Consider the following 599-nt stretch of genomic DNA (forward strand, 5'->3'; position numbering starts at 1 on the left):
GGGCACTCTAAGGTGACTGCCGGTGACAAACCGGAGGAAGGTGGGGATGACGTCAAATCATCATGCCCCTTATGACCTGGGCTACACACGTGCTACAATGGACGGTACAGAGGGCTGCGAAACCGCGAGGTGAAGCCAATCCCAGAAAACCGTTCCCAGTTCGGATTGCAGGCTGCAACTCGCCTGCATGAAGCCGGAATCGCTAGTAATCGTGGATCAGCATGCCACGGTGAATACGTTCCCGGGTCTTGTACACACCGCCCGTCACACCACGAGAGTTTGTAACACCCGAAGTCGGTGGGGTAACCCTTAGGGGAGCTAGCCGCCGAAGGTGGGACAGATGATTGGGGTGAAGTCGTAACAAGGTAGCCGTATCGGAAGGTGCGGCTGGATCACCTCCTTTCTAAGGATTATGTTCTAGGGTCTGAAATATGGCCTAGACATTCGGAAGATGGATCTTCGATCCGTCACGTTAACGTTTTGCGTTCAGTTTTGAAGGTTCATGGAATCTTTATAGATAAGAGGGGCCTATAGCTCAGCTGGTTAGAGCGCACGCCTGATAAGCGTGAGGTCGGTGGTTCGAGTCCACTTAGGCCCAC

General features: G+C 53.6%; 1 tRNA gene and 1 rRNA gene. Both read left to right on the top strand.

Annotated elements, in window-relative coordinates:
* Positions 1-403 (top strand): 16S ribosomal RNA (locus GDZ68_RS17935); the annotation flags it as partial.
* A 121-nt stretch (positions 404-524) separates the two neighbouring features.
* Positions 525-598: transfer RNA gene (locus GDZ68_RS17940), tRNA-Ile, on the top strand.
* Position 599: the final 1 nt, after the last annotated feature.

Source organism: Sporosarcina cascadiensis (assembly GCF_009650995.1).
GTDB classification, from domain to species: Bacteria; Bacillota; Bacilli; order Bacillales_A; family Planococcaceae; genus Sporosarcina; species Sporosarcina cascadiensis.